This is a genomic window from Streptomyces sp. NPDC020379 (genome assembly GCF_044387105.1).
In the GTDB taxonomy this organism is placed as follows: Bacteria; Actinomycetota; Actinomycetes; order Streptomycetales; family Streptomycetaceae; genus Streptomyces.
In genome coordinates, this window is record NZ_JBIRVR010000019.1 from 37546 (window position 1) to 63895 (window position 26350).

General features: G+C 72.3%; 25 protein-coding genes. 12 read left to right on the forward strand and 13 right to left on the reverse strand.

Going from position 1 to position 26350, the window contains the following annotated elements:
• Positions 1 to 20: 20 nt before the first annotated feature.
• Positions 21 to 1637, reverse strand: a complete 1617-nt coding sequence (locus ACH427_RS23455; RefSeq protein ID WP_398872129.1) for a M48 family metalloprotease — start codon at positions 1635 to 1637, stop codon at positions 21 to 23.
• 130 nt (positions 1638 to 1767) lie between these two features.
• Positions 1768 to 2169 (reverse strand): hypothetical protein, encoded by a 402-nt coding sequence (locus tag ACH427_RS23460; RefSeq protein WP_398872131.1) that lies wholly within the window; start codon positions 2167 to 2169, stop codon positions 1768 to 1770.
• 444 nt (positions 2170 to 2613) lie between these two features.
• Here ACH427_RS23460 and ACH427_RS23465 point away from each other — a divergent pair, with 444 nt between their 5' ends.
• On the forward strand, positions 2614 to 4251 hold the full coding sequence (locus tag ACH427_RS23465) for a M4 family metallopeptidase (protein ID WP_398872133.1): 1638 nt from the start codon (positions 2614 to 2616) through the stop codon (positions 4249 to 4251).
• 60 nt (positions 4252 to 4311) lie between these two features.
• Here the strand turns inward: ACH427_RS23465 and ACH427_RS23470 are convergent, their stop codons facing one another.
• The 4 genes from ACH427_RS23470 to ACH427_RS23485 form a co-directional block, all read right to left on the reverse strand.
• The gene (locus tag ACH427_RS23470; protein ID WP_398872135.1) at positions 4312 to 4968 is read right to left on the reverse strand and encodes a transglycosylase SLT domain-containing protein; all 657 of its coding nucleotides are present in this window, start codon (positions 4966 to 4968) and stop codon (positions 4312 to 4314) included.
• 108 nt (positions 4969 to 5076) lie between these two features.
• Positions 5077 to 6636 carry an LCP family protein gene (locus tag ACH427_RS23475; RefSeq protein WP_398872137.1) on the reverse strand — a complete coding sequence of 520 codons (1560 nt, stop codon included), beginning with the start codon at positions 6634 to 6636 and terminating at the stop codon, positions 5077 to 5079.
• Complete coding sequence (locus ACH427_RS23480; protein ID WP_398872139.1) at positions 6629 to 7150, reverse strand: DUF6542 domain-containing protein; 522 nt, start codon at positions 7148 to 7150, stop codon at positions 6629 to 6631. The genes ACH427_RS23475 and ACH427_RS23480 overlap by 8 nt, the downstream gene beginning before the upstream one ends.
• Before the next feature lie 199 nt (positions 7151 to 7349).
• Positions 7350 to 7931, reverse strand: coding sequence for a TerD family protein (locus ACH427_RS23485; RefSeq protein WP_361527550.1), 582 nt, complete (start codon positions 7929 to 7931; stop codon positions 7350 to 7352).
• Between the two features lie 297 nt (positions 7932 to 8228).
• Between ACH427_RS23485 and ACH427_RS23490 the strand changes: the two genes are divergently transcribed.
• Positions 8229 to 8645, forward strand: a complete 417-nt coding sequence (locus ACH427_RS23490) for a hypothetical protein (RefSeq protein WP_398872141.1) — start codon at positions 8229 to 8231, stop codon at positions 8643 to 8645.
• A gap of 134 nt (positions 8646 to 8779) precedes the next feature.
• Positions 8780 to 10534: a glycosyl hydrolase family 18 protein gene (locus ACH427_RS23495; RefSeq protein WP_398872143.1), complete on the forward strand. Its 1755-nt coding sequence runs from the start codon at positions 8780 to 8782 to the stop codon at positions 10532 to 10534.
• A 15-nt stretch (positions 10535 to 10549) separates the two neighbouring features.
• Here the strand turns inward: ACH427_RS23495 and ACH427_RS23500 are convergent, their stop codons facing one another.
• Together ACH427_RS23500 and ACH427_RS23505 are read right to left on the reverse strand one after the other, a co-directional pair.
• Positions 10550 to 11017, reverse strand: a complete 468-nt coding sequence (locus ACH427_RS23500; RefSeq protein WP_398872145.1) for a hemerythrin domain-containing protein — start codon at positions 11015 to 11017, stop codon at positions 10550 to 10552.
• A 116-nt stretch (positions 11018 to 11133) separates the two neighbouring features.
• Positions 11134 to 11643, reverse strand: coding sequence for a hypothetical protein (locus tag ACH427_RS23505; RefSeq protein WP_398872147.1), 510 nt, complete (start codon positions 11641 to 11643; stop codon positions 11134 to 11136).
• A gap of 101 nt (positions 11644 to 11744) precedes the next feature.
• On the opposite strand from ACH427_RS23505, the gene ACH427_RS23510 reads away from it, so the two are divergent.
• The 3 genes from ACH427_RS23510 to ACH427_RS23520 are packed head-to-tail and all read left to right on the forward strand — an operon-like array spanning position 11745 to position 16091.
• Complete coding sequence (locus ACH427_RS23510; protein ID WP_398872294.1) at positions 11745 to 12488, forward strand: HAD family hydrolase; 744 nt, start codon at positions 11745 to 11747, stop codon at positions 12486 to 12488.
• Positions 12485 to 14866 (forward strand): glycoside hydrolase family 65 protein, encoded by a 2382-nt coding sequence (locus tag ACH427_RS23515; RefSeq protein ID WP_398872149.1) that lies wholly within the window; start codon positions 12485 to 12487, stop codon positions 14864 to 14866. Before ACH427_RS23510 ends, ACH427_RS23515 begins: the two co-directional genes overlap by 4 nt.
• Positions 14867 to 14915: 49 nt before the next feature.
• Positions 14916 to 16091 (forward strand): MalY/PatB family protein, encoded by a 1176-nt coding sequence (locus ACH427_RS23520; RefSeq protein WP_398872151.1) that lies wholly within the window; start codon positions 14916 to 14918, stop codon positions 16089 to 16091.
• Positions 16092 to 16173: 82 nt separating this feature from the next.
• On the opposite strand, the gene ACH427_RS23525 is transcribed toward ACH427_RS23520, so the two are convergent.
• Positions 16174 to 16386: a cold-shock protein gene (locus ACH427_RS23525; RefSeq protein WP_398872153.1), complete on the reverse strand. Its 213-nt coding sequence runs from the start codon at positions 16384 to 16386 to the stop codon at positions 16174 to 16176.
• 168 nt (positions 16387 to 16554) lie between these two features.
• Between ACH427_RS23525 and ACH427_RS23530 the strand changes: the two genes are divergently transcribed.
• Positions 16555 to 16797, forward strand: coding sequence for a DUF6372 family protein (locus tag ACH427_RS23530; protein WP_398872155.1), 243 nt, complete (start codon positions 16555 to 16557; stop codon positions 16795 to 16797).
• Positions 16798 to 16865: 68 nt separating this feature from the next.
• Positions 16866 to 17207, forward strand: a complete 342-nt coding sequence (locus tag ACH427_RS23535) for a hypothetical protein (protein WP_398872157.1) — start codon at positions 16866 to 16868, stop codon at positions 17205 to 17207.
• Between the two features lie 147 nt (positions 17208 to 17354).
• Here ACH427_RS23535 and ACH427_RS23540 read toward each other — a convergent pair whose 3' ends face one another.
• Complete coding sequence (locus ACH427_RS23540; RefSeq protein ID WP_398872159.1) at positions 17355 to 17891, reverse strand: hypothetical protein; 537 nt, start codon at positions 17889 to 17891, stop codon at positions 17355 to 17357.
• 269 nt (positions 17892 to 18160) lie between these two features.
• Here ACH427_RS23540 and ACH427_RS23545 point away from each other — a divergent pair, with 269 nt between their 5' ends.
• The 3 genes from ACH427_RS23545 to ACH427_RS23555 all read left to right on the forward strand — a co-directional run bounded on the left by ACH427_RS23545 (position 18161) and on the right by ACH427_RS23555 (position 20864).
• Positions 18161 to 19045, forward strand: coding sequence for a LysR family transcriptional regulator (locus ACH427_RS23545; protein WP_398872161.1), 885 nt, complete (start codon positions 18161 to 18163; stop codon positions 19043 to 19045).
• 104 nt (positions 19046 to 19149) lie between these two features.
• Positions 19150 to 20235 carry an S-(hydroxymethyl)mycothiol dehydrogenase gene (locus ACH427_RS23550; protein WP_366005765.1) on the forward strand — a complete coding sequence of 362 codons (1086 nt, stop codon included), beginning with the start codon at positions 19150 to 19152 and terminating at the stop codon, positions 20233 to 20235.
• The gene (locus ACH427_RS23555) at positions 20235 to 20864 is read left to right on the forward strand and encodes an MBL fold metallo-hydrolase (protein ID WP_398872163.1); all 630 of its coding nucleotides are present in this window, start codon (positions 20235 to 20237) and stop codon (positions 20862 to 20864) included. Before ACH427_RS23550 ends, ACH427_RS23555 begins: the two co-directional genes overlap by 1 nt.
• A 60-nt stretch (positions 20865 to 20924) precedes the next feature.
• Here ACH427_RS23555 and ACH427_RS23560 read toward each other — a convergent pair whose 3' ends face one another.
• Entirely contained in the window at positions 20925 to 21563 is a 639-nt protein-coding gene (locus ACH427_RS23560) for a class I SAM-dependent DNA methyltransferase (RefSeq protein ID WP_398872165.1), read from the reverse strand.
• Between the two features lie 197 nt (positions 21564 to 21760).
• Here ACH427_RS23560 and ACH427_RS23565 point away from each other — a divergent pair, with 197 nt between their 5' ends.
• The gene (locus tag ACH427_RS23565) at positions 21761 to 21994 is read left to right on the forward strand and encodes a hypothetical protein (protein WP_398872167.1); all 234 of its coding nucleotides are present in this window, start codon (positions 21761 to 21763) and stop codon (positions 21992 to 21994) included.
• A 90-nt stretch (positions 21995 to 22084) separates the two neighbouring features.
• Here the strand turns inward: ACH427_RS23565 and ACH427_RS23570 are convergent, their stop codons facing one another.
• Positions 22085 to 23083 (reverse strand): cytochrome c oxidase assembly protein, encoded by a 999-nt coding sequence (locus ACH427_RS23570; RefSeq protein WP_398872296.1) that lies wholly within the window; start codon positions 23081 to 23083, stop codon positions 22085 to 22087.
• Positions 23084 to 23217: 134 nt separating this feature from the next.
• A complete protein-coding gene (locus ACH427_RS23575; RefSeq protein WP_398872169.1) occupies positions 23218 to 26190 on the reverse strand; it encodes an AfsR/SARP family transcriptional regulator in 2973 nt (990 codons plus the stop codon).
• Positions 26191 to 26350: the final 160 nt, after the last annotated feature.

Genomic DNA, 26350 nt, shown 5'->3' on the forward strand with positions numbered 1-26350 from the left:
GGGTGATCGCCCGGCGGGAATCACGGAGAAGGGGAGGACTGCCGTGGCAGGAGCGCGCGCAGGGGCGCGGTGTCCGGGGAGTCCGCGACGGCGGCGTCGAGCGCGGCCGGGATCAGCTCCTCGTAGCCCTCCGGCAGACGCAGCCGTGCCGGCTCGGCCCAGGACATCTCCCACCAGGCCAGCCGGGCGTCGACGAGCTCCAGCACCAGGAGCCGCGCCAGGCCGCTCCGCAGATCGGGGCGTACGAACTCGCGGGCGGCGCGGCCGCTCGCCCGGCCCGCCGCCTCCGACTTGGGGAGCCGGTCGGCGATCCGCCACAGCGCGCCGGCGTCGGCGGCGTCCAGGAGCGCGCGGAGGGTGGGGTCGCCGCCCGTGGTCGCGGTGATCGCGTGCCGCAGCGGCCCGGCCTCCTCCTCGCATCGCGCGCGCCTGCCGAAGTGGAGGAGGTCGGGCCACTGCGCGCGGCGCATGGCCAGGGCCTCCGGGACGAACGTGGCGGTTTCGAGGTCGGCGCAGACCCGCTCGGGGTCGTGCAGCAGTGCCAGGGCGGGCCGTTCGGGGGCAGCGGTGGCGCGGCCGTCGTCCGGGAGCTCGCGGATCAGCCGGATCCGCTCGGTGACCGGCGGGTGGGCGTCGTAGGGGGAGGCCACGGCCTGGGGCAGGTCGTGCCGAAGCTCTTCCAGTTCGCTCTGCCTGCCGGGCTCGGCCAGCAGGTGGCGCAGACCGCCGTAGAACTGGCCGTGCGGCGGCAGCAGTCCCGCCGGGGCGCCCACGGTGGCGTAGCCGGTGAGGTAGGCGTCGTGGGCGGCGTCGAGCACGGCGACCTCGCGGAGGGCGGAGGCCGCGGCCTCGCGGCCCGCGATGCGCGCGGCCATGCGGTCGGCGGCGAGTTCCTGCCGCCGGCCCGCGCTCTGCGTCGCGCGCAGATAGAACGAGCCGTAGGCGATGAAGGGCCTGGCCATCACGCGATAGCCGAACCCGGCGCCCCTGGTGTTGATTTCCTTGGCCTCGCGGCCCTTGCGCAGGGCCTTTCCGGCGGCTTTCTCCTGCCGTGCGCGTTCCTTGCCGACGCGGTTCTCGGCTCTTTCCATGAAGGAGTTCACGGTGCGCGCGACACTGTGCCGGCCGCGCAGGGTGATCGCCGAGATGCGGGTGTCGGCATTGCCGTAGTGGCCGAATTCATGGGCGAGCACGGCGCGCAGTTGGCTCTCGTCGAGTCCCGTCATCAGCGGCACGCCGATATAGAGCCGGCGCCGTCCCGGCAGCAGTCCGAGCAGGCGGGCGTTCTCGGTGACGGAGGCGTTGACGTCGCCGGTGAGGAGGAGTTCGTCGGGCGCCCGGGTGCCCGCCGCCTCGGCCACCTCGCGCACGGTGGACCACAGCAGGGGCTGCTGCGCGTCGGTGACCGCGAGGCCGCTCCCGCCGTCGTCCTCGGGCGTACGGAACAGGCACATGCCGCGTACGACGGGAATGGCGAGCAGGCCGAGAACGATACAGAGTTTCAACGCGATGACGGGCTGCGTCCATTGATAGGCGGCCACGCCGAGAGCGGCGAAGACGCCGAGCACGAAGAGGCCCAGCAGATAGAAACCGGCGAGCAGAACGAGAGCGCGCAGCGCGCGCAGAGAAACGCCCATTGGGCAGGGGCCCTCACACAGGTACGGAGATGGTCGAAATGGTGGGGGGACGCCCAAGTATGACGCATATAAGTTCGAATGAGCAAAGAAATAAATCCGCTCCGAAGGACTCCGGAGCGGAGGGGGTGGGTCAGGATGCGGTGGAGGGCAGCTCCTCGTCCAGGAATTCACCGTCGAGGAGCGTGCGGCCCGGGTCGTCGCCGGCCGGGGCCCGGCCGTCGGACGGCGCGGGGTGGAGGAGCCTGCCGACACTGTGCGGCTCGGCGTAGAGGGCGATGAGCCGGCGGACCGTCGCGGGGTCGGCGGCGATGGTGACGGGCGCCTGGTAGCGGTCGCCGTCCTCGGCGTCGTCGTCCGTCTCGGACAGGGTGGCCCACATGTCCTCGGCCGCGCTGATGAGCTGGTCGAGCTCGTCGCGCACACCGTCCCAGGCGCCGTCGCGCACGGCCTGGTCGATACGGGAGACGGTGCCGAGGAGGCTGGCGTAGTCCTCGGCCAGCTGGTCCTCCTGGGACGACGGATGAAGTGACATGGCGACTGGCTCGGTGGTGTACACGGCACCTCCACGCAAGGGGAAACGGTCTGGGCTGGGGCCGATCGTCACGAACCCCCACCCGGGAAATGGTCGCGCGCCGGGGGGCGGCGGCCGCTGTCCGGCGTCACCGGGTGACGAGATATCACCCGCACGGGCGAGCGAGCTCGCCGGGAGGGCGCCGGCCGCGCGGCGCGGTGAACACCCGCCCGCGCGCGCCATGTTCCGGATATCGGACGTGAAGATTCGCCCATCGGTCAACTCGCGGCCAACTTTCCGTCGTGAACCTGCCAAGTTCACGGATTCGGTGGCACGCTCGCCTCGGTTCGGGCAAGCGCACATCGGTGAGCGCCGTCCGCACCCCATGCACCCACGCACCACCGGCGGCACGCCCGTGCCGCCGCGCAGCGGGCCGCCACCAGCGGCCAGGCATAAGGAGTCCGCGTGAGATCTACCCCCCACTCTTCGCGCCGTGTCAGAAGCAGCGCCACCGTCGTCGCCCTCGCCGCCCTGGTGGCCGCCGGGGTCCAGGTGGGATCCGCGGGAGCCGCACCGGCCCCGGACCACACGGCTGCCACGTCGGCCACCGCCGCCCACCTCTCCACGGCCCAGCGCACCGCCCTCCTGGCCGCCGCCCGGGGCGACAGCGCGGCCACCGCCCGCTCCCTGGGCCTCGGCGCGCAGGAGAAACTGGTCGTCAAGGACGTCGTCAAGGACGCCGACGGCACCGTGCACACCCGCTACGACCGCACGTACGCCGGACTGCCCGTCCTCGGCGGCGACTTGGTCGTCCACGTCAAGGGCAAGCGGCAGAGCGTCACCAAGGCGTCGAAGGCCAAGAGCGTCGCCGTGCCGAGCACCACCCCCAAGGTCCCGGCGGCCACCGCGCAGAAGAGCGCGCTGAGCGCGGCCTCGGACGCCAAGACCGCCAAGGCGACACCGCTCAACGCCCGGAAGGTGATCTGGGCCGTGACCGGGAAGCCGGTCCTGGCCTGGGAGACGGTCATCAGCGGCGTCCAGAAGGACGGCACGCCCAGCCAGCTGCACGTCATCACCGACGCCGGCACCGGCAAGAAGCTGTACTCCTTCGACGGCATCGAGACCGGCACCGGCACCGGCGAGTACAACGGCCGGGTCACCATCGGGACGACCCGGAGCGGCGGCTCCTACCAGCTGCTCGACAACACCCGCGGCGGCCACCGCACGACCGACCTCAAGCAGGGCACCTCCGGCAGCGGGACGCTCTTCACCAACTCCTCCGACACCTGGGGCGACGGCACCCAGAGCAACCGGCAGACGGCCGGCGTCGACGCCCACTACGGCGCGCAGGAGACCTGGGACTTCTACAAGCAGACGTTCGGCCGCAGCGGCATCCGCAACGACGGCGTCGCCTCGTCCTCCCGCGTCCACTACGGCGACAACTACGTGAACGCCTTCTGGGACGACTCCTGCTTCTGCATGACCTACGGCGACGGCCAGGGCAACAGCAACCCGCTGACCGCGCTCGACGTGGCGGGCCACGAGATGTCGCACGGCGTCACCTCCGCCACCGCCGGGCTGGAGTACGCGGGTGAGTCCGGCGGCCTCAACGAGGCCACCAGCGACATCATGGGCACCGGGGTCGAGTTCTTCGCCAACAACCCGAAGACCCCCGCCAACTACCTCATCGGCGAGCAGATCAACATCAACGGCGACGGCAAGCCGCTGCGCTACATGGACCAGCCCAGCAAGGACGGCGCCTCGCTCGACTACTGGAGCGCGGACGCCGGCAATGTGGACGTGCACTACTCGTCCGGCATCGCCAACCACTTCTTCTACCTGCTGTCCGAGGGCAGCGGCGCGAAGACGATCAACGGCTTCTCGTACGACAGCCCGACCTCCGACGGCTCCACCCTCACGGGCATAGGCCGCGACAAGGCCCTGGCCATCTGGTACAAGGCGCTGACCACGTACTTCACCTCGACGACCGACTACGCGGCGGCCCGCCAGGCCACGCTCCAGGCCGCCGGTGATCTGTACGGCAGCAACAGCAGCGAGTACCAGGCGGTCGGTGCCGCCTGGACCGCCGTCAACGTCAACTGACGTACCGGGAACGCCCGCACGGGCCCGGGCCGCCGGATCCCTCCGGCGGCCCACCGGCCGTCACCGCCGGTCCACGGCCTCTCCGGCCTTGGCCCAGTTCTGGTGCAGGCGGTCCAGATAGGACTGCGCCTCCGTGCCGGGCTTGGCCCCGCGGGCGAAGGCCAGCATGTTGCCCCCGCCCGTGTTGTAGCCGAGGGCCAGCAGCTCGTTCTTGGTGTACGTGCCGCCGCGTGCCGACGGCAGCTCCGCGGCGAGGTCGTGGAGGTGCCAGGCGGCGGCCTCGATCGCCAGGGCCGGGTCGTCGGGCAGGTCCTGCCAGTCGCGGTCGGCGAAGTCCCGGCCCGCCTTCGTGTCGTTGAAGGCCGCCTTGTGCATGTTCGCGATGCCCAGCGCGGAGTCCCCCTTGATGCGCTGCCAGGCCCGCTCCAGGGCGGGGTCGTGCGGCTTGTAGGACTCGTTGTAGAGGATCGCCATCAGCAGCTGGGGGTCGATGCCCGCCTTCTTCGCGTACGTCTCGACCTGCGGGGCCCAGTGGGCGGAGTCCTGGTTGCCGGCCGCCGCCGGCGCGCTCGGCCCGGGACTGCCCGGGGCGGCGGACGACGGGCCCTTCGCCGGGGTCTCGGCCTCCGGTCCGTGCCCGCCGCACGCCACCGCCGTGGCGGCCGCCACGGCGGCCACGGCGGCGAGCCCGATCCGTCGCTTCCAGGGGTGCCGCACGCTTGCTTCCTTCCGTCAGGGTGACCGTGTCCTTCCCGGTCCCCTCGATTGTCGCGCGTCGCTCGCGCGTGCGGGAGATTCCCCCACCGGACGGCGGTCTCCGGGCCGTCAGTCCACGCAGGGGACACCGCCCATCTTCACCGCGTCGCCCTGGAACGCGTCCGACGGCACCGGTGACGGCGCGGACCCTCCCGGCTTGGCGTCGCCGCCGGAGGGGCGGGGCGCGGCGGCGGGCGGGGCCGCCTGCTTCGTGAAGCCGATGCCGAGGGTCACGAGGACGTGTCCCGCCGGGACACCCGCCCCCGGGACGGCGTTCACCCCGTACGAGGCGGCGATCCTCCGGGCCGCGTCCTCGGCGCCCTTGCCGTAGACGACGGATGTCGTCCGCGAGGACGGCGCGTTGGCGACCTGGCCCGTGCGGTAGCCCAGGGCGCTCGCGGACTTGGACTCGGCCGCGGCGGCGCCCACGACGCCGGAGGCGTTGTGCACGTCCACGGTGGTCGAGCGCGCGTCGGCGGGAGCGGCGCTGGGGGCGGGCGCCGGCGGCTGGTCCGGCGTGGGCGGCCGGCGCCCGATCATCGCCTGAACGAGGGATCTCACCTTCACCGGATCCACCAGGTTGACGTCCTCCCCCTTACGGGTGGCGAATCCGGCGATCGGCAGGGTGTGGAACTCGGCGTTGCCACCGGTGAGGTTGGGGGCCTGCCGGGCGAAGTCGAGGATGTTCCAGCGGTCGTCGATGACGACGTCCTTCTTGACGACGTCGAACAGCCCCTGGAGCTTGCCGAGGTCGCTCCACACGCCCTGCGACTTGAGCTTGTGCGTGACGGAGGAGATGAACGCCTGCTGCCGGTGGGTGCGGTCGAGGTCACCACCGGTCAGGCCGTGCCGCTGGCGCACGAAGGCCAGGGCCTGCCGGGCGTTGAGATCCTGCAGGCCGGCGGGGAAGTCCGCGCCGGAATACCGGTCGCGCACCGGCTTCTTCAGGCACACCTGGACCGGCTCCACCACCTTGGCGATGTCGTAGAAGCCCAGCAGGTTGACCTCGGCGAAGTGGTCGATCGGCACGCCGAGGAACTGCTGCACGGTGGCCAGGGTGGCCTCCCGTCCGGCCTCCCGGCTGCGGTGTTCGAGGTCGGCGCCCTTGACCCCCTGGGCCCTGAGCTTGTCCTCAGCCTCGGCCTTGGCGATGCCGTACGCCTCCTTGATCTTGTGCTCCCCGCGGCCGCCCGCGATCTCGACATAGTCGTCGCGCGGGATGGAGAAGGCGGTGACCTTGCCGCCGTCCGGCGGGATGTGCATCAGGATCAGCGTGTTGGTGTTGTAGCCGCCGATGTCGCTGGAGCCCGCGTGCAGTTCCTGCTGGACGAATTCCCTGGGCAGGTCGTTGCCGTCCATGTCCTTGCGGCTGTCCAGGCCGATGAGCAGGAGGTTCACCGAGTCGTCCAGCTTCGGCGGCGCGCCCTTGCGCAGGGCGTCCAGCGCGCTGGAGGTGATGAGGCCGTTGTTGACCCAGTGGTAGGCGAACCAGCCGACGCCGCTGGTCAGCATGACGGCGGCCGAGGTGAGGCAGACCGCGACCCGGGCGGCGGCCGTGGCCCGAGCGGGGCGGCCGCGCGGGTCGCGGCGGGCCTGCGCCCGGTCGGCGGAACGGTGTCGGTCACGCATGGACGGCCCTCCTGTATCGCCTGGACCGTACGGTACGGAAGGTGAGTACCGCGAGCGCCGAGGTCTCGGCGGCCACCATGGCGGGGAAAGTGTCGTTGGCCCAGTGCAGTGCCGTGGTCATGGAGGTGGCCGCGTTGCCGCCCTTGGCGGACGAGTCCGCGAGGAGCTGGGCGGTCAGGCCCGCCACGGCGATGACCCACGGTGGGAGGGCGAAGGCCCACCAGCTCTGCGCGCGGGAGCAGGCGAGGGTCGCGAGGGCGGCGGCGAGCGCGGCGGCGAGCGTGAAGACCCAGCCCAGTCCGGTGCCGCGGGCCTCGTCCGCGACGGCTCCGGCCACCAGCAGGGCTCCCGCGCCGAGCAGCAGCGGGCGGGCGGCGCGGACCCGGGTGTCGCGCGGAGCCCCGCGGCCGGATCTCGGGCCGGGCACCCGGGCCGACGCGCGGGGTGCGGTGCGGGACCGCGCGCCCTGCCGTCCCGCCGCCTCCCCCAGGGTCTCGGTTCGCCTGGCGGCCATGCGCGCTCCCCATCCGTTCGGGCGGTCGCGCGGGGCGACAGCCGCTTTACTTGCACAGTTGCGCAATATAGCAAGTATTGGTCAGAGGTCACCCGAGCGTGGCCAGGGGACCCGACAACAGGATGGGTGTACCGGAAATACGACAGCGGCGCGACGCCGCACGGGGGCATGCCCGTACGGACGTCGGCCGGTCCGCGCGTCAGCCGACGTTGACGCCGAAGTCGGTCGCGATGCCCCGCAGACCGGAGGCGTAACCCTGCCCGACGGCGCGGAACTTCCACTCGGAGGCGTGGCGGTAGAGCTCGCCGAAAATCATCGCGGTCTCGGTCGAGGCGTCCTCGGTCAGGTCGTAACGCGCCAGCTCGCGGTCGTCCGCGCGGTTGACCACCCGGATATAGGCGCCCCGCACCTGGCCGAATGCCTGCCCCCGGACGTCGGCCTCGTAGATGGAGACCGGGAAGACGATTTTGACGACCTCGGCGGGGACGCGCGAGAGGTCCACATGAATGGTCTCGTCGTCGCTGCTGCCCGTACCGCCGGTCAATTCGTCACCGGTGTGCTGGACGGAACCGTCGGGGCTGGCGAGGTTGTTGAAGAAAACGAAATGCCGGTCGGAAATGACCTTGCCGGACTCGCCGCACAACAGCGCGCTGGCGTCGAGGTCGTAGTCGGCGCCGGTGGTGGTGCGCGCCTGCCAGCCCAGGCCGACCGCGACGGCCGTCAGCCCCGGGGCCTCCTTGCTCAAGGAGACGTTGCCACCCTTGGCCAAGGTCACACCCATGAATTACCTCCACACACACGGTCGTTCCGCCGGCGGCACGGCGTGAGCGGCCGCGCGGTCGGTCATTTCACTTATTGCGCAACTACGAAACTGTAGTCTGCCACACGCCACCGCTCCGGGCAGCGGCCCCTCGGGACCCGTAGCGTCTGCATGACGCCCGGCCCGCGGCCGTTACCCGACGGTGACGGAAAAGCCACAACGCCTTACCGCAACGGGCCGTCATACCGGCCGAGTTCACGGCGGCGCCCGGAAAGCGGGTACCGGCGTGGAAGAGCGAATTCCCCGGAGAGGTGGGCCATGACACTCGACAGGAAACGCATTCCGTGTGCCGCCGCGGCCGGATTCCTCGGGGCCGCCGTGCTCGTTCTCACCGCGGGCCCCGCCTTCGCCAAGGGCGTCATGGACATCACCGTACCCACACACCCCGTACACGCCGGGCGGCCGGTGCACGTCAGCGGGAAGGGGGACGACGACGCGGCCCGCTTCCTGCGTGCGTGCGTCCAGGAGCGCGGCGGTGACCACGGCGCCTGGCACACCGTGGAGTGCGGCAGGGTGATGACCTCGGGCGCCGGGGCCAGGGTGGAGGCGGAGGTCCGGGCGGCGCACGGCGGCGTCCTCCAGCTGCGCGGCGTGCTGTACGGCCTGAGCGAGCGGGACGACCCCCACCCGGAGGAACTGCGGAGCTCACCCGTCACCTCCGTGCCCGTGCGCTGACCGGCAGCCGTCGCTCCTACGGGCGACGCGGTTCCCGTCCGAACCCTTGACGCAGCCCTGGTCCAGTCCAACGATGTTCACCGCGCAACCGGTCCCCCACCTGTCACGCACGACCGGCCCACCGGGAGCATCAGTTGAGACGACTCGGCCCTCTTCACGCCCTTCTGACCGCGTTCGCCACCGTGACCGCCGCCGCCGGCCTCGCGCTGAGCGGCGGCACGGCACACGCCGCCGCGGCGCCGGCCGCGGCCCTTCCCGCCCGTGTCTTCGCGCCCTACTTCGAGACCTACAGCTCACAGAGCCCCGCGGCGCTGTCGGCCCAGTCGGGCGCGAAGTACCTGACCATGGCCTTCCTCCAGACCGAGGCGAAGGGCTCCTGCACGCCCTACTGGAACGGCGACACCGGCAAGCCCGTGTCGCAGTCGGTCTTCGGCTCCGACATCACCACCATCCGGAACAACGGCGGCGACGTCATACCGTCCTTCGGCGGCTACGCCGCCGACAACACGGGCACCGAGACAGCCGACAGCTGCACGGACGTGGCGAAGATCGCCGCCGCGTACGAGAACGTCATCACCACCTACGGGGTCTCCCGCCTGGACCTCGACATCGAGGACAACTCCCTGACGAACACCGCGGGCATCGACCGCCGCAACCAGGCGATCAAGCTGGTGCAGGACTGGGCGGCGAGCACCGGCCGCACGGTGCAGTTCTCCTACACCCTGCCGACGACGACCCACGGCCTGGCCGACAGCGGACTCGCCGTCCTGCGCAGCGCCGTGGCCAACGGTGCCCGTGTCGACGTCGTCAACATCATGACGTTCGACTACTACGACGGCGCGACCCACGACATGGCCGCGGACACCATGAGCGCCGCCGAGGGGCTGCACGGGCAACTCGGCGGGCTGTATCCCGCGAAGTCCTCCGCCGAGCTCTGGGCCATGACCGGGATCACCGAGATGCCGGGCATCGACGACTACGGTCCGGCGGAGACCTTCGGCACCCAGGACGCCGGCAAGGTCTACGACTGGGCCGTCTCCCAGGGCGTCAACACCCTTTCCTTCTGGGCGCTCCAGCGCGACAACGGCGGCTGCCCCGGGACGAAGGGCTCCGACTCCTGCTCCGGCATCGCGCAGGACACGTGGTACTTCAGCCACGCCTTCGCCCCCTTCACCGGGGGCGGCTCCCCCACCTCACCCGACTTCTCGCTCTCCCTCTCCCCGGGCTCCGCGGCCGTCCCGCCGGGCGGCTCGGCGAGCGCGACCGTGAACACCCACGTGGTCGCCGGTTCCGCGCAGACCGTGGCCCTGTCGGCCGACGGCGCGCCCTCCGGGGTGAGCGTGGCGCTCAGCCCTTCCTCCGTGACGGCGGGCGGCTCCGCGCGGTTGACGGTGAGCACGACCGCCGCGGCCGCGCCCGGCACCTACCCGATCACCGTCCGGGGCTCCGCGCCGTCGGGCGCGCACACCGCCACCTACGCCCTGACCGTCACCGGCTCCGGCAGCACGGGCGCGCTGGTCAACGGTGACTTCGAGACGGGCGCCGCGAGCCCGTGGTCGTGCCAGGCGGGGAGCGCGGTGGTGGGCTCGCCGGTCCACGGGGGCGGGCACGCCCTCCAGGTGACACCGGCCGCGGACCGCACCGGCCAGTGCGAGCAGACGGTGACGCTCACCCCCAACACGGCACACACGCTGACCGGTTGGGTGCAAGGTCCGTACGCGTACATCGGCGTCAGCGGCGGGGCCACGGCGAGCCAGTGGGCCTCGGCCGGGTCGTGGACAAAGCTGTCGGTGCCGTTCACGACCGACGCGTCGGGGAAGGTGACGGTGTACGTCCACGGTTGGTACGGCCAAGACGCCGTCCACGCCGACGACTTCACCCTCACCTGACGGCGGCGACGCGCCTCAGCCCGTGCCGCCCGGCCCGTGCAACGAGCGGTGTCTGCCCTCCCTGACCTCCTCGCCGAGGCGGCGGAGCAGTTCGAGGGGGCAGACGTGCCGCAGCATGGGGAAGACGTCGCGCTCCTCGTGCCGGACGTGCTGGCCGACCTCGCGTTCCAGCGCGCGGACCCGCGCGTCGAAGCCCGGCTCGTAGACCGTGCTGGACTCCAGGCCCCGGAGCATGGCGGTCAGGCGCTCCTGGTCGCCGTGCTCCTTCTCCACGAAGGTGTCGCCCTCGGCGAGCTGTGCGCGCACCGCCGGATAGAGGTACTCCTCCTCGGCCGCCGAGTGCTGTGCGAGCGCGGTGGCCACCTCTTCCAGGAGGTCCTCACGGCGGACGTCCTCGAGGCGGGTCCGGTGGATCGAGTGGAACAGCGCCTCGATCACCCGGTGGTCGCTCTCGAGCTCGGCGAGGATGTCGGTGCGTGCCATCGGGCCGTCCCTTCGCGTCACACGTGCCGCAAAACGCCTGTTTTCGCCATATTCTCATGCACCCGGCATTCCCGAAATCGCTGACCGCCCGCCAGCGCCAGGGGTGGGCGCCGCCGTCAGGACCGGCCCGCGCTCCACGCGCCGGTGACGGCCGCCACCACGACCGAGCCGATGACGATCAGACGGTGCGTCACCGCGTCGAGCTGCTGTCGCTCCGCCGCCGGGATGTGCCACTGCTCCCACCAGGTGACCTGCTCCTGGGAGAGGGAGTCCGGCCGCTCCGCGTCCCACGCGGCGCGCAGCCGGTCCGCGAGCGGCACCGCGACGGCGGCCTGGTCCGCGTAGGCGGAGATCAGCGCGGTCATATGGCTCGTGGGCAGGTGCGCGTACCACTGGTCGCGCACGGCGGCGGCGAGCGCGGCGACGTCCTCCAGCCACAGCACGTGCTGCGACACCCACCCCTGCGGGTCACGGCTCGCGGGCATGCCCGCGAGCCGGCGCGGCTCCAAGGCGTCACGGTGCGTGAGGAACATGCCACCCATGGCCTGTTCCTCACCAAGCGGATTCCAGTCGCCCTGGCCCAGGGCGACCGCGGCGGCCTCGACGGCATCAACGGCTCGGGTCATTTGATCACTTTACGGTGCGGATCCGCGTACTCCGTACGGCCCTGCACGGTCGTGCAGCGGTGGTCCTGCGTACGCGCCGAGGACGGGGCATCATGAGCAGGGTGACGACCCTCGGACTTCCTTCCGGTATCCGCGCCTGCCTGTTCGATCTCGACGGCGTGCTCACCCGCACGGCGACCGTGCACGCGGCCGCCTGGAAAGAGACCTTCGACGAGTTCCTGCGGGCGCGCGACGGGGCCGGCTTCCGGCCGTTCGACGCGGTCGAGGACTACGACAAATACGTGGACGGGATGCCGCGGGCCGACGGGGTGCGGACCTTCCTCGCCTCGCGGGGCATCGAGCTGCCGGAGGGCAGCCCGGACGACCCGCCGGAGCGGGACACCGTGCAGGGCCTCGGGGCGCGCAAGAACGTGCTCGTGCTCCAGAAGATCAAGGAGCTGGGCGTCGAGGCGTACGAGGGCTCCGTCCGCTACGTGCACGCCGTCCGCGCGGCCGGGCTGCGCCGCGCCGTGGTGTCCTCCAGCGCCAACTGCCACGACGTGCTGATCGCCGCGGGCATCGACGACCTCTTCGAGGTCCGCGTCGACGGCCTGGTGGCCGCCGAGCGCCATCTGCCGGGCAAGCCCCACCCGGACACCTTCCTCGCCGCGGGCCGCGAGCTGGGCATGGAGCCCGGGCAGTGCGCGGTCTTCGAGGACGCCCTGGCCGGCATGGACGCGGGGCGTTCGGGGAACTTCGGCTTCGTCGTCGGCGTCGACCGGGTCGGCCAGGCCGAGGCGCTGCGCGAGCACGGCGCGGACGTGGTCGTGCCGGATCTGGACCGGCTGCTGGGAGGCTCCCCGTGATCACCCATCCGGCGTATCTGGTCGAACCCTGGTGCCTGCGGGAGACCGAGCTCAAACTGGAGGTGCTGCCGCAGAGCGAATCGGTCTTCGCGCTCGCCAACGGGCACATCGGCTGGCGCGGCAATCTGGACGAGGGCGAGCCGCACGGCCTGCCCGGCTCCTATCTCAACGGCGTGTACGAGCTGCGGCCGCTGCCCTACGCCGAGGCGGGCTACGGCTATCCGGAGTCCGGCCAGACCGTCATCGACGTCACCAACGGCAAGGTGATCCGCCTTCTCGTCGACGACGAGCCCTTCGACCTGCGCTATGGCCGGCTGGTCCACCACGAGCGGCTGCTCGACCTCCGCGCGGGCGTCCTGCGCCGTACGGCCGAGTGGACGTCCCCCTCCGGGCGGACCGTGCGGGTGCGCTCGACGCGGCTGGTCTCCTTCACCCAGCGGGCCGTCGCGGCGGTCTGCTACGAGGTCGAGGCGGTCGACGAGGAGACGCGGATCGTGCTCCAGTCGGAGCTGGTCGCCAACGAACAGCTGCCCGAGGCCGACGGCGATCCCCGGGTCGCGGCGGTGCTGGAGTCACCGCTGGTCCCCGAGGACCACGGCGCGGACGGCGGCGCGCTGCAGCTGGTGCACCGGACCGTGCGCAGCGGGCTGCGGGTGGCGACCGCGGCGGTCCACGCGGTGGACGGTCCGGACGACACCCGGACGTCCGGGCAGAGCAGCGAGAACCTGGCCCGGTTCACGGTGGCCTCGACGCTGCGGCCCGGCGAGCGGCTGCGGCTGGAGAAGACGGTGGCGTACGGCTGGTCCGGCGTGCGGTCGCTGCCCGCGATGCACGACCAGGTGGAGGCGGCGCTGGCGGGTGCGACCAGCACGGGCTGGCAAGGGCTGTGCGACGATCAGCGGGCGTATCTGGACGACTTCTGGGACCGGGCCGACGTCGAGGTGGACGGCGACGCGGAGATCCAGCAGGCGGTGCGGTTCGCGCTGTTCCACGTCCTGCAGGCGGGGGCGCGGGCGGAGAGCCGGGCGATCGCGGCGAAGGGCCTGACGGGGCCGGGGTACGACGGGCACAGCTTCTGGGACACCGAGACCTTCGTGCTGCCGGTGCTGACCGGCACGGTGCCGCACGCGGCGGCGCAGCCGCTGCGATGGCGGCACGCCACCCTGCCGGCGGCGCTCAACCGCGCGCGGTTGCTGGGCCTTCAGGGGGCGGCCTTCCCGTGGCGGAGCATCAACGGCGACGAGTGCTCGGCGTATTGGCCGGCGGGCACGGCCGCGTTCCATGTGAACGCGGACATCGCGGACGCGGTGGTGCGCTATCTGGCGGCGACGGGCGACGAGACCTTCGAGCGGGAGGTGGGGCTGGAGCTGCTGGTGCACACGGCCCGGCTGTGGCGCTCGCTGGGCCACCACGACCACCAGGGGCAGTTCCACATCGACGGGGTGACGGGCCCGGACGAGTACAGCGCGATCGCCGACGACAACGTCTACACCAACCTGATGGCACAGCAGAACCTCCGGGCCGCGGCGGACGCGGCGGAGCGGCACCCGGACCTCTCGGCGACCCTGGGGGTGGACGACGAGGAAACGGCTGCCTGGCGGGACGCCGCGGCGCGGATGACGCTGCCGTACAACGATGCGCTCGGCGTCCACGAGCAGTCCGCCGATTTCACCTTCCACCAGCAGTGGGACTTCGCGGGGACGCGGCCGGACCAGTATCCGCTGATGCTGCACTTCCCGTACTTCGACATCTACCGCAAGCAGGTGATCAAGCAGGCGGACCTGGTGCTGGCCATGTATCTGCGCGGCGACGCCTTCACGGACGAGCAGAAGGCACGGAACTTCGCGTACTACGACCCGCTGACCGTGCGCGACTCCTCGCTGTCCTCGTGCATCCAGGCGGTGATGGCCGCCGAGGTGGGCCATCTGCGGCTGGCGTACGACTACCTCGGCGAGGCCGCGATGATGGACCTCTCCGACCTGGAGAGCAACACCCGGGACGGGGTGCACATCGCGTCGCTGGCGGGCACCTGGATCGCGTTGGTCGCGGGGTTCGGCGGGATGCGGCACTGCGGCGACACGGTCTCCTTCGCGCCGAAGCTGCCGGAACAGCTGGGGCGGCTGGCCTTCTCGGTGCACGTGCTGCGCTGCCGGCTGCGGGTCGAGATCACCGCCGAGACCGTCACCTACTCGCTGGCGGAGGGCGACGAGCTGGAGATCGACCACTACGCGGAGCGGCTGACGGTGACGCGCGAGCACCCGGTGGTCAGAAAGGTGCCCGCGGCGCCCGACAGGCCCGATCCCGGCCAGCCCGCCGGGCGGCGCCCGTCGCACCGCGGCTGGACGGCGACGCGTGTCGAGGGCGACCGGATGGGCTGACCGTCCGGCTCCCGGGAGGCAGTTGACGCGCGTACGGACAATGGTTCCCATGGCTGCCGATGAGACGAATCCGCTGCGCCGGCTCTCCCTGGCCGAGCTGCGGCTGCGCACGAGCACGAAGTGGACCGCCTATCCGCCGGACGTCCTGCCCTTGTGGGTCGCCGAGATGGACACCCCGGTCGCCGAGCCGGTGGTGCGCGCCGTGACACGGGCGATGGAGCGGGGCGACACGGGCTACGCGGGCGGTACGGAGTACGCGCGGGCGCTGGACGCCTTCGCCCGCGAGCGCTGGGGCTGGGACGGCGTGGTGGCGGAGCGCACGGCGATCATGCCGGATGTGATGCTGGGCGTCGTGGAGATCCTCAAGCTGATCACCTCGCCCGGGGACGCCGTCGTGGTCAACTCCCCCGTCTATCCGCCGTTCTACGCCTTCGTGGAGCACCTGGACCGGCGGATCGTGGAGGCGCCGCTGGACGAGGCGGGCCGCATCGACCCGGCGACACTGGAACCGGCGTGCCGGGAGGCCGTGAGGGGCGGGCGGCGGGCCGCGTATCTGCTGTGCAGCCCGCACAACCCGACCGGGACGGTGCACACCGCGCGGGAGCTCGCGGCGGTGGCGGAGCTGACGGCCGGTCACGGCGTGCGGGTCGTCGTCGACGAGATCCACGCGCCGCTCGTGCTGGCCGGCACGCGGTTCGTGCCGTATCTGTCGGTGCCGGGCGCGGAGAGCGCCTTCTCCATGATGTCGGCCTCCAAGGCGTGGCATCTGGCCGGGCTCAAGGCGGCGCTGGCCGTGGCGGGCCCGGGGGCGGCCGCCGACCTCGCGCGGCTGCCCGGTGAGGTGAGCCACGGTCCGAGCCACCTCGGTGTCATCGCGCACACGGCGGCCCTGCGGCACGGTGGCGACTGGCTGGACGCCCTGCTGGCGGGGCTGGACGGGAACCGGCGGCTGCTGGCCGACCTGCTGGCCCGGCAGCTGCCGGAGGTGGGGTACGCGCCGCCGGAGGCGACGTACCTCGCGTGGCTGGACTGCCGGCCGCTGGGCCTCGGGGACAGAGCCGCCTCGGTGTTCCTGGAACACGGCCGGGTGGCGCTCACCGCCGGCTCCGGCTTCGGCACGGGCGGGGCGGGACATGTGCGGCTGAACTTCGCGACGCCGCCGGAGGTGCTCACGGAGGCGGTCGGCAGGATGCGGAAGGCGCTGGATTCGACTCTGCCGGGATGACGCGTGCCCGGCCGGCCCTTCCGCCGTTCTCCGGCGGCACCGTCACGGCGCCGCCGGAGAAGCACGTCTTCGCTACGCGCCGCTATTGCTGCTGGCGTACGACGTTCTCCGCCTGAGGCCCCTTGGGCCCCTTGACGACGTCGTACTCCACCGCGTCGCCCTCGAAGAGCTCCTTGTAGCCAGTGGTCTGCTGGATGGCCGAGAAGTGGACGAAGACGTCCGCACCCCCGTCGTCCTGCTGGATGAAGCCGAAGCCCTTCTCCGGGTTGAACCACTTCACGACGCCTGTTGCCATGGGTCACTTTCCTTACCTGCTTGCCACCGGCACGACTTCGACGTACCGGGTCCCAACTCCGGAACCTTCCCCTGCCGACCGGCAAGAGTTGCTCTACGGCACCCGGCGTTCACCCTGCGGAGGGAATCCGAACCGGCCAAAAAGGGACATCAGACCTACAATCGCCCCATGGGCATCCTTGGGAGCCTGAAGGGAACGCGTTCCCCGCGGACCGCCTCGACGGAGCAGATCGAGCCCTGCCACTGCATGTGTCCGGTCATCCACCACGGCCTGCGCGTCTGCTCCGAGGACGCCTATCCGGACCTCCGGCTCACCTTCCACCTCCCGGCGGTGGGCGACGTCTCCTTCCCGGTCTGCGGCCCGTGTTCCGACGCGGCGCCGGCGCGGTGGCACGAGCGCCCGGCGGCCTGACGGGCCCCGCGTCGCCTGCCCGCGCCTGGAACCCGGCCGCTCACCGACGAGGTCTACGGGAGGACGTCATGACGGCGCGACGGCTCGACCGGATCACACGCTACGACAGGCGTGTGGTCCGCGTCATGAACCATCCGGCGGGGCGGCCGCTCCGCGCCACCGCCGCGCGGCGCCGCGTCCTGGTGGCCGCGCACATCGCCCTGACCGCGGCGATGCCGGCCGTGATGCTCGGCGGCAGGCCGCACGGCTGCCGTGGCTGCTGCTGGGCGGCGTGGTCGGGCCTGGTGCGGGGCACGGTCACCTCGGCGCCGCTGCCGGTGCTCCTGGTTGTGCTGGTGGCGCTGTGGCTGATGCCGCTGTGGACGGCGGGGCCGATGGCCCGCGACGAGGCGGCGGACGACGAGACGTAGCGGTCCCGTCGCGCGCGGCCAGGCCCGGCCGGGATGTTCCCGGCCGGGCCGAACCTTCGGCTGTTGCTGTGCTGGGTGGTACGCGACCGCCGACGCGCTCAGCAAAGCGGCGCGGTCCGGCGCCTGTTCACTGCCGGGGCCGGTGGCTCAGTGGCCGGCGCGGGCCGTGGGGGTCTTGCACACGATGTCCGTGCCGCCCACGGGGTACATCCCGTCCTTCTTGGCCTGGCCGCCCTGGTACTCGTAGTAGAGGTAGGTGTAGAACTCGATCCGCCGCGAGGGCCCGCACGCCGCGTCGGCGGCGATCTGGTAGCTCATCGTGACGGTCCGGGTGCCGTTCGGCAGCACGGGGGCGTTGTAGCTGACCGCGCCGCTCTGGTGGGTCGGCACCGTGCAGTTGGTGGTGTCACCGGTGCAGGTGGTGAACGCGTACTTCAGGCCCGGGTCCTGCTGGGTGTTGTACGTCGGCTGTATCGACTGGTACACGAACTGTGCGTTCGTGGCCTGGTCGTTGGTGAACGCCAGGGTGATGTTCACCGTGGAGCCGGGGGTCGCGGACTGTTTGTCCACGGTGATGGTCATGGGCGGGGTCGCGGCGGTGGCGGGCTCGGCCATGCCGAGCAGGGCGACGACGGACGCGAGGGCTGCGGACAGGCTGAGCCGTCCCAAAGTTGTTCTGCGCATGGCGCCGGAGATTAGACAGAGCGGCCACGCCTTGGCTGCACCACCCGAACAGGACCGGCCACTCCCGCCAACCGGAATGTGACCTACGGAGCAGGTGTGAGCCACGTGACAGTGTTGCGGCGATGTTGCGAGTTGGCCGGGAAGTGTTGGTGATGCCGGTGTGGAGGGGGTGTGGAGGCGGTTCTCCTGCCGTCCCGCGGGGTTCCCGCCGGCTCCCGGCTCCCGTACTCCGGCAGGGCATGCGCATCCAGCACCTACCATGCTCAATCATGGAACTCAGACACCTCGAACACTTCGTGGCCGTCGCCGAGGAGCAGCACTTCACGCACGCCGCCGAGCGGCTGCGCGTCGCCCAGTCCGGGGTGTCGGCCTCCGTGCGGGCACTGGAACGGGAGCTGGGCGCGGAGCTGTTCATCCGCACCACCCGGCGGGTCGGGCTGACGGACGCCGGGCGGGCGCTGCTCGTCGAGGCGCGGCGGACGCTGGCGTGCGCGGCGGCGGCCCGGGAGGCGGTCGCGGCCGTGCAGGGGCTGATGGGCGGGACGCTCTCGGTCGGTACGGAGCAGTGCATGGGCACGGTCGACGCCGGCGCGCTGCTGGCCTCCTTCCACGCGCTCCACCCGCAGGTGGAGGTGCACATGGAACAGGCGGGTTCCGGGCGGCTGCTGGAGCAGGTGCGCCGGGGCGAGCTCGACCTGGCCTTCGTCGTGCACGACGACATCCACGACGGCGTGCGGCTCCGCCGGATCGCCGAGGAACCGCTGATGCTGCTGTGCCGGGCGGACCATCCGCTGGCGGGCGTCGGCGGGCCGGTGCCCGCGGCGCGGCTGGCCGGGGAGGTGTTCGTGGACCTGCACCCCGACTGGGGCGCGCGGCGGGCGGCGGATCTCGCGTTCGCCGAGGCGGGGGTGACGCGGAAGGTGGCGCTCCAGGTCAATGACGTCTATACGCTGCTGGACCTGGTGTCACGGGGCCTGGGGGCCGCGGTGGTGCCCCGGCCCGTGACGCTCAAGGAGCAGGCGCGGGGGCTGAGCGCGGTGCCGTTGGAGGGGCCGGTGCGGTGGAAGGTGGGGGTCGCCGTGCCCGCCGCGGGCCAGCCGACGGCGGCCGCGCGGGCCCTGCTGGCGACCATCGCGCACCGCGACGGCGATTGAGCAGGACGGCTGCTGAATGTGATCGGAACGGGGTGTTGGACACATCGCCGCTTCCGGCGCAGAGTGGGGACAGCTGACTCACCGAGAAAGGCAGGCTGCACCCCATGGCGCAAGAAGTACGCGGTGTCATCGCCCGAGGCAAGGGCGAACCGGTCCGGGTCGAGACGATCGTGGTGCCCGACCCCGGTCCGGGCGAGGCCGTGGTGAAGATCCAGGCGTGCGGGGTGTGCCACACCGATCTGCACTACCGGGAGGGCGGGATCAATGACGAATTCCCCTTCCTGCTCGGCCATGAGGCCGCCGGTGTGGTCGAGTCGGTCGGCGCCGGGGTGACCGAGGTGGCCCCGGGCGACTTCGTGATCCTCAACTGGCGCGCGGTCTGCGGGCAGTGCCGGGCCTGTCTGCGCGGGCGCCCGTGGTACTGCTTCGACACGCACAACGCCAAGCAGAGGATGACGCTCACCGACGGCACGGAGCTCTCCCCCGCCCTGGGCATCGGCGCCTTCGCGGAGAAGACCCTGGTGGCCGCCGGGCAGTGCACCAAGGTCGACCCCGCCGCCTCCCCGGCCGCCGCGGGCCTGCTCGGCTGCGGCGTGATGGCCGGCCTGGGCGCGGCGATCAACACCGGAGCGGTGGGGCGCGGGGACACCGTGGCGGTCATCGGCTGCGGCGGCGTCGGCGGCGCGGCGATCGCGGGTGCCCGGCTGGCCGGCGCCTCGAAGATCATCGCGGTGGACATCGCCGACGCCAAGCTGGAGACGGCGAAGTCGCTGGGCGCCACGCACACCGTCAACTCCCGCTCCGTCGACGGCGTCGAGGCGATCCGCTCGCTGACGGGCGGCTTCGGCGCGGACGTCGTCATCGACGCGGTGGGCCGCCCCGAGACGTACGAGCAGGCGTTCTACGCGCGGGACCTGGCCGGGACCGTGGTCCTGGTGGGCGTGCCGACGCCGGAGATGAAGCTGGAGCTGCCGCTGCTGGACGTCTTCGGGCGCGGCGGCTCGCTGAAGTCCTCGTGGTACGGCGACTGCCTGCCCTCCCGCGACTTCCCCATGCTCATCGACCTCTACCTCCAGGGGCGCCTCGACCTCGACGCGTTCGTCAGCGAGACCATCGCGCTGGACGAGGTGGAGGACGCCTTCCACCGCATGGAGAAGGGCGATGTGCTGCGTTCGGTGGTGATGCTGTGATGGCGGCGCGTATCGAGCACCTGGTCACGTCCGGGACCTTCGCCCTCGACGGCGGGACCTGGGACGTCGACAACAACGTCTGGCTCGTCGGTGACGACGAGGAGGTCCTCGTCGTCGACGCGTCCCACGACGCCGACGCGATCGCGAAGGCGGTGGGCGGGCGCCCGCTGGTCGCGATCGTCTCCACGCACGCCCATAACGACCACATCGACGCGGCTCCCGCCCTCGCGGACCGTACGGGCGCGCCGGTCCTGCTGCACCCGGCCGACCGTGAGCTGTGGGATCTGACCCACCCGGGCGTCGCGCCCGACCGGGAACTGGCGGACGGCCAGGTCCTGTCGGTCGCCGGCGTGGAGCTGACGGTGCTGCACACCCCGGGCCACAGCCCGGGTGCCGTCTGCCTGTACGCGCCGGCGCTGGGGACCGTGTTCACCGGCGACACCCTCTTCCAGGGCGGCCCCGGCGCGACGGGGCGGTCCTTCTCGGACTTCCCCACGATCATCGACTCCATCCGGGACCGGCTGCTGTCCCTCCCGCCGGAGACGGTGGTGCGTACGGGCCATGGCGACGCGACCACGGTCGGCGCCGAGGCACCGGCGCTCGCCGACTGGATCGCCCGGGGCCACTGACACCGGGAAGGGCGCCCCGCTGACGGCGGGGCGCCCTCGCGTCCGCGCGGAGCCGCGCTCCTACTGCTTGCGCATCAGCAGATGCCCGCGCCGGTACCGCTCGCCCTCCTGCGGCTCGCGCAGCATGCGGCCGATCTCCGCGAAACCGGCGTCACGGGCCAGGCCGGCGAGGTCGTCGATCGGCCACCGGTAGGCCGTGGTCACCTTGTGGTCGAACGGCGTCACCGGGTCGCCCTCGGATTCGAAGAAGGCGAGCAGGAGGTGGCCACCCGGGGCCAGCACTCGGTGGAACTCGGCCATGTACGAAGGGATTTCGCGCGGCGGGGCATGGATGACCGAATACCAGGACATGACACCGTCCAGCGCGGCGTCGTCCTCCGCCAGGGCGCCCATCGAACCGACCTCGAAGCGCAGACCGGGGAACGCCCGGCGGGCGAGGTCGATCATCACCGGCGAGAGGTCGACACCGTAGGCGTCCAGCCCCAGCTCCCGCAGGTGCGCCGTCATGTGCCCGGGCCCGCAGCCGAGCTCTCCGACGATCCCGCCGCCCGCGGCCCGCACGCATTCCGCGAACGCGGCGAGCACGGAACGGTCCATCGGCAGCCGGTCGAGCGCACCGCGGACGAATTCGGCATAGCGGACGGCGACGGCGTCATAGGCGTCCGCTGTCGCGCTCAGACAGGAGGAAGTGTCGGTCACGAGGGCCGACATTAACTCCTGGCCTCCGTGGCGATGCGACCGGCCCGGGCTCTTCGACGCCACCCCGCATACAGGCTGCTGTATAGCCCACTCGGGGGACAATGCGCCACACGAAGATTGAGCAGGTATTCGGAATTCATCCGCAGGGCCGATCATCTGTCCTGAAGAGGAAAACGCACCCTAGGAGTGGAGTTGACATGCGATACCTCGCATCTTCTCTGTGCACCCTGGTGCTCGGGGCCGGTGTGCTCTTCGGCATCGCCGGGACCGCTTCCGCCACAGCACAGTCCGCCATGGCGAAGCAGGACACCGTCACCGCCGGGCAGTGCGTAGGCGGGGGTGGATTCGTCGATCAGGACGGGACGAGCCCGACCGGTCTCCGTTGTCTCGGCGGGCAGTTCGACGGCATTCCGGTGACCCTCGGGCAGTGAGGGCCGGCATTCGTGCCGGCCGCCCGGATCGGGCGATTCGGATCGTGCGTGCGGCAAGTCCGCGGAGATCCGGGGCGGCGGCCAAGTCAATTACGGGCGGTTGTCCCGGGTCTGCCGGAAGCGCTCGCCGACGACGCCCTGGTCGGTCTCCCACCAGGGGCGGGTCAGCTCGGGAGCGGGCGGCTCGGCGGCGCGCTCCGGGGTGACGGCGGGAGCGGGGACCGTAGTGAGCTCCTGGTCGAGCCTTCGGTCCAGCTCGGCCGTCCTGACCCGCTCGGCGCGGCGCCACTCGACGAAGACGGCGATGAGGAAGGGCATGCCGACGAGTTCGGCGATCGACAGCATCAGTCCGCCGCCGAGCGCCTGGTCGTGCTCCGGGCTCGGGCCCCAGCCGCGTGTTTGCGATCCGTACCAGCCGCCCGCGATCAGGGTGCCGCTGGTCATCACGACGATGCCGGGCACGGCGTCGACCAGCCCGTCGACGAAGACCAGCAGCGCCCGCACGGGGTGGCTGCACCACGCGGGCAGCAGTTCCTCGCGGGAGAGCATGGGCAGGACGAACAGGCTGCCCGCCGCGAGGAGGTGGAGGTACATCAGCCGGTGGATCGCTTCGTTCCGCAGGGCGGCCTCGAAGTAGGGCGTGAAGTAGACGCACAACTCCGTGGCGAGCACGAGCAGGGTGCTGACCAGCGGGAACGTGAGCGCTCTCACGACGCGCCCGCGCATCGCCCGGTGCAGCCGCTCGGCGCCGCGGGCGGGCAGCGCGCGGCGGGCGAGGGCGACGGGATCGCCGAGGGCGAGGCCGAGCGGTGCGATCAGGTCGAGGAGGATGTTCTGCACCGCGGCGGGCCAGAAGAGGACCCGGTCGTACACCGCGAGGGCCGACAGGGTCGCGACGGCGATCGCCCCGAGGCCGAGGGTCACGAACGCGAGCGTACGGACCACGGGCCAGCGCTCGCCCTTCCTCGTCACCCGCACGACGCCCCAGGCGTAGAGACCGCCGAGGAGGACGATGAGGGCGAGGCCGAAGGGGTCCGCTTGCCAGGTGCCGAAGGCTCGGGCGGGGGTGAGATTGGTCAGTGCCACGATCGCTCAGCGTAGCCCCGGCCGGAGTGGATCTACGGGCAGGTCGGGGGTGGCAAAGCGCAGGTCAAAGGCTTGGAAGTGTTTCCTCCAGGCAAGGGAAAGAGAGTCTGTGCCCGGGTGGGTGGCGGGCGTGGTCTTCAGGGGGTGGGCGCCGTCGCCGTGTCGAGCAGGGCGCGGACCGCGCCGGCCTCGGGGACCCCGAGACGGGTGAAGAGTGTGAGGGCCTCGCGCAGGTGGTCGTGGCCGCGGTCCGGGCGGCCGAGCCGCGGGAGGGCCTGGCCGAGCACGGCGTGGGCGAGCCCTTGGCAGTAGCTCTTGCCCAGTTCGCGGGCGATCCGCAGGGACTCCTCGGCGCAGGAGACGGCGTCCTCGTCGCGCTGCTCGTCGAGGCGGCACTCCGCGAGGCGCGCCCAGGCCAGCCCCTCCCAGCCGCGCTGGTGCTGGGAGATGAAGTGGCCGAGCGCGCCGCGCATGCGCTCGGCGGCGAGCGCGGGGGCGCCGGTCCTGCGGAGGACGTAGCCGTGCTGGTAGAGCGTCATCGCCACGGTCGGGCCGTTGCCGGTCGCCTCCGCCAGCCGGACGGCCTCCGCGGCGGCGCGTTCGGCCTGCTCGGGCTGGGCGAGGGCGAGGTGCACGCGGGCGGTGTTGGCGAGCACCCGCGCCTCGCTGCCCTTGTCGTCGAGACCGTCGCAGAGGGAGCCGGCGAGCTCCAGCAGCGGGAGGGCCCGGTCGGGGCGGTCGGTGGCGAGGTGGAGGATGCCGAGCGCGTTGGCCGCGAGGTGGCGGCACAGGTTGTCGGCGGCTTCCTCGGCGAGCCGCAGCGCGGTGGTCAGTTCGCGCTCGGCGGCGTCGTACACATCGGTGAGGTAGTGGAGGTTGCCGAGGGTGTAGCGGGCCCGGGCCTCGACGCGGGGTTCGTCGCGGGCGTGCGCGGTGTCGGCGGTGAGTTCGCAGAGGCGGCGCAGTTCCTCGCGGTGGGCGGGGCCCTCGATCAGGCCGGACCAGGTGAGCAGCAGGTCGCCGGCGGGGCGCAGGGCGTCCGGTGCGCCGGGGACGGCCTGGGCGAGGAGGGAGGCGAGCGGTATGTGCTCGTGGCGCAGCCACTGCCGGGCGTCGTCGGCGTCGGCGAAGGGGACGCCGGGCAGGGTGACGGGGTGCAGGTGGCGCTGGAGCGCGTGGTCGGGTTCGAGGGTGCGGGAGGCGTTGCCGACCGTGGCGAGATGGTGGTCGAGGAGGCGCTGGACGGCGCCGTGGCGCTCCTGCGGGGTGTCGGTCTGCTCGGCCTGGCGACGCGCGTAGAGCCGCAGCAGGTCGTGGAAGCGGTAGCGGCCGGTGGCGTACGACTCCAGCATGCCCGCGTCGGCGAGAGCCTCGGCGAGGTCCTCGGCGGTGAACTCGTCGCAGTCCAGCAGCGCGGCGGCCGCCGGCAGCGACAGGTCGGGGGCGGTGGGGAGGGCCAGCAGGCGGAAGGCCCTGGCCTGGTCGTCGGCGAGGTGGGCGTAGCCGAGCCGGAAGGTGGCCTCCACGGTGAGGTCGCCGGCCTGCAGTTCGTCGAGCGTGCGGCGTTCGTCGTCGAGCCGGGTGCCGAAGGAGGCGATGGTCCAGCCGGGCCGGGCTGCCAGGCGGGAGGCCACGATGCGCACGGCGAGCGGCAGATGGCCGCAGGCCGCGACGAGCGCGGCGGCGGCCCGGGGTTCGGCGGCGACCCGCTCGGCGCCCACGATGGCGGCGAGGAGCGAGAGGGCCTCGGGCGCGCTGGCGACGCCGACGTGGAAGTGGCGGGCGCCGCCGAGGGTGAGGGCCCGGGACCGGCTGGTGACGAGGACGGCGCAGCCCGCGGTGCCGGGGAGGAGGGGGCGGATCTGGGCGGCGTCGCGGGCGTTGTCGAGGAGGAGCAGGACGCGCCGGTCGGCGAGCACGGAGCGGTAGAGGGCGGCGCGCTGGCCGAGGTCGTCGGGGATGTCCGTCTCGGGGACGTCGAGGGCCTGGAGGAAGTGGGCCAGGACGCTGCCGCTGTCGGCGGGGTGCGCGCCCTGGCCCTGGAGATCGACGTAGAGCTGGCCGTCGGGGAAGCAGGGGCGGGCCACGTGGGCGGCGTGCACGGCGAGCGTGGTCTTGCCGACGCCGCCGATGCCGGTGAGCATGGCGATCATCACGGCGGGCCCGGAGGGCTCGGTGAGAGCGGCGCACACGTCGCGCACGAGCTCTTCGCGCCCGGTGAAGTCGGGGATGCCGGCCGGGAGCTGGAAGGGGACGGCCCTGGGGCGCGCGGCGTCCGCGGGGCCGGCCGCGGGCTCGGGGGCCGCGGCCGGGGCGTAGGCCAGTCCGGGGTCGGCGGCGAGCACCCTGGCGTGCAGTTCGGTGAGTTCGGGGCCGGGTTCGACGCCGAGTTCGGCGACGAGCAGGCGCCGGGTGCCGGTGAAGGCGGCGAGGGCCTCGACCTGGCGGCCGCAGCGGTAGAGGGCGAGGATCAGCAGGGCGCGGAGGCGTTCGCGCAGGGGGTGTTCGGCGGCGAGGGAGCTCAGCTCGGGGACGATCTCGGCGTGGCGGCCGAGGGCGAGGGCGCAGTCGAAGAGCCCTTCCTGGGCGACGAGGCGGGCCTCCGAGAGCCGGTGCCGCTGCCGTTCGGCGTACGGGCCGGGGAGCCCGGCCAGCGCGGCGCCGTGCCAGAGGTCGAGGGCCGCGGCGTAGCGGCTGTGCGCGGTCTCGGTGTCCCCGGCGTCGCGGGCCTCGGCCGCCTCGGCGAGACGGCGCTGGAAGACGACGGCGTCGACCTGCTCGGGGGGTATGTGCAGGGCGTAGCCGCCCGCGGAGGAGACGAGGACCGTGGCCGGGGTCCTGGCCACCCGGCCGGGTTCGAGGAGGTTGCGCAGGCGGGAGGCGTAGGTCCGGATGGTGCCGAGGGCCTGAGGCGGTGCCAGCTCGCCCCACAGGGCGTCGATCAGTTCGTCGCTGGAGACCGTGCGGCCGCCGCGCAGCAGGAGGACGGCGAGCATGGCGCGCTGCTGCCGGGCACCGAGCTCGACCTGGTGCCCGTCGAGCTGTGCGTGCACGGGGCCGAGCAGCTGGAAGGAGAGCCGTGCTCCCGTTGTCGCTCCGCTGGCGCCCATGTCTCCCCCGACCTCGCCGCGCACACTCCGCCCGGCGACAAGGGGGACAGTATCTCAAGGGTTCGCGCGGCAAGCGGTACCCGTGACGTTACGGGTGCGGGACCGTTGATCGCCTGTTGATCGCGGTGGCACATACTTCGGCGAAAGACCGTTCGACCCG

What these genes read in the sequence shown, in the direction of transcription:
- ACH427_RS23455 (WP_398872129.1), bottom strand. Translation starts at nt 1,637, where the DNA reads ATGGGCGTTTCTCTGCGCGCGCTGCGCGCTCTCGTTCTGCTCGCCGGT.
- ACH427_RS23460 (WP_398872131.1), bottom strand. Translation starts at nt 2,169, where the DNA reads ATGTCACTTCATCCGTCGTCCCAGGAGGACCAGCTGGCCGAGGACTAC.
- ACH427_RS23475 (WP_398872137.1), bottom strand. Translation starts at nt 6,636, where the DNA reads ATGCGTGACCGACACCGTTCCGCCGACCGGGCGCAGGCCCGCCGCGAC.
- ACH427_RS23480 (WP_398872139.1), bottom strand. Translation starts at nt 7,150, where the DNA reads ATGGCCGCCAGGCGAACCGAGACCCTGGGGGAGGCGGCGGGACGGCAG.
- ACH427_RS23485 (WP_361527550.1), bottom strand. Translation starts at nt 7,931, where the DNA reads ATGGGTGTGACCTTGGCCAAGGGTGGCAACGTCTCCTTGAGCAAGGAG.
- ACH427_RS23490 (WP_398872141.1), top strand. Translation starts at nt 8,229, where the DNA reads ATGACACTCGACAGGAAACGCATTCCGTGTGCCGCCGCGGCCGGATTC.
- ACH427_RS23500 (WP_398872145.1), bottom strand. Translation starts at nt 11,017, where the DNA reads ATGGCACGCACCGACATCCTCGCCGAGCTCGAGAGCGACCACCGGGTG.
- ACH427_RS23505 (WP_398872147.1), bottom strand. Translation starts at nt 11,643, where the DNA reads ATGACCCGAGCCGTTGATGCCGTCGAGGCCGCCGCGGTCGCCCTGGGC.
- ACH427_RS23520 (WP_398872151.1), top strand. Translation starts at nt 14,916, where the DNA reads ATGGCTGCCGATGAGACGAATCCGCTGCGCCGGCTCTCCCTGGCCGAG.
- ACH427_RS23525 (WP_398872153.1), bottom strand. Translation starts at nt 16,386, where the DNA reads ATGGCAACAGGCGTCGTGAAGTGGTTCAACCCGGAGAAGGGCTTCGGC.
- ACH427_RS23530 (WP_398872155.1), top strand. Translation starts at nt 16,555, where the DNA reads ATGGGCATCCTTGGGAGCCTGAAGGGAACGCGTTCCCCGCGGACCGCC.
- ACH427_RS23535 (WP_398872157.1), top strand. Translation starts at nt 16,866, where the DNA reads ATGACGGCGCGACGGCTCGACCGGATCACACGCTACGACAGGCGTGTG.
- ACH427_RS23540 (WP_398872159.1), bottom strand. Translation starts at nt 17,891, where the DNA reads ATGCGCAGAACAACTTTGGGACGGCTCAGCCTGTCCGCAGCCCTCGCG.
- ACH427_RS23545 (WP_398872161.1), top strand. Translation starts at nt 18,161, where the DNA reads ATGGAACTCAGACACCTCGAACACTTCGTGGCCGTCGCCGAGGAGCAG.
- ACH427_RS23550 (WP_366005765.1), top strand. Translation starts at nt 19,150, where the DNA reads ATGGCGCAAGAAGTACGCGGTGTCATCGCCCGAGGCAAGGGCGAACCG.
- ACH427_RS23555 (WP_398872163.1), top strand. Translation starts at nt 20,235, where the DNA reads ATGGCGGCGCGTATCGAGCACCTGGTCACGTCCGGGACCTTCGCCCTC.
- ACH427_RS23565 (WP_398872167.1), top strand. Translation starts at nt 21,761, where the DNA reads ATGCGATACCTCGCATCTTCTCTGTGCACCCTGGTGCTCGGGGCCGGT.
- ACH427_RS23575 (WP_398872169.1), bottom strand. Translation starts at nt 26,190, where the DNA reads ATGGGCGCCAGCGGAGCGACAACGGGAGCACGGCTCTCCTTCCAGCTG.